Consider the following 449-nt stretch of genomic DNA (forward strand, 5'->3'; position numbering starts at 1 on the left):
CTAAAATGCCACGAGCAGATTGGCGCAGTTTAACAGCAATTACATTTAATTTCCCGTCCAAACCCGAACAAACCCACCTCGGTTTGTTTTTCCGTCGTTTAGACAGCCAAATTGCCGAGAGCCGTGCGGTGTTGGAAAAAAGCCGTCAGCTTAAAAAGGCAATGCTGGCAAAAATGTTTCCCGCAAACGGTGAAAAAATACCAAAAATCCGCTTTAAAGGGTTTGAGGGGGAGTGGGAATGTAGGAAATTGGGTATAGAGGTTGAAATTATTGGCGGAGGTACGCCTGATACAACGAATTCAGCATATTGGAATGGTGATATTGACTGGTACTCTCCTACTGAAATTGGAGAAGCTGCCTATGCAAATGGGAGTGTAAAAAAAATTACACTACTTGGATTACAAAAAAGTTCAGCCCAAATCCTCCCTGCAAATAGAACGGTACTTTTT

General features: G+C 42.5%; 1 pseudogene. It reads left to right on the forward strand.

Annotated features, from left to right (window positions below):
• Positions 1-449 (forward strand): annotated as a pseudogene (locus ACTHUM_RS19705) (hypothetical protein); the annotation flags it as partial.

The sequence above is a fragment of the Neisseria sp. P0021.S006 genome (genome assembly GCF_051956895.1).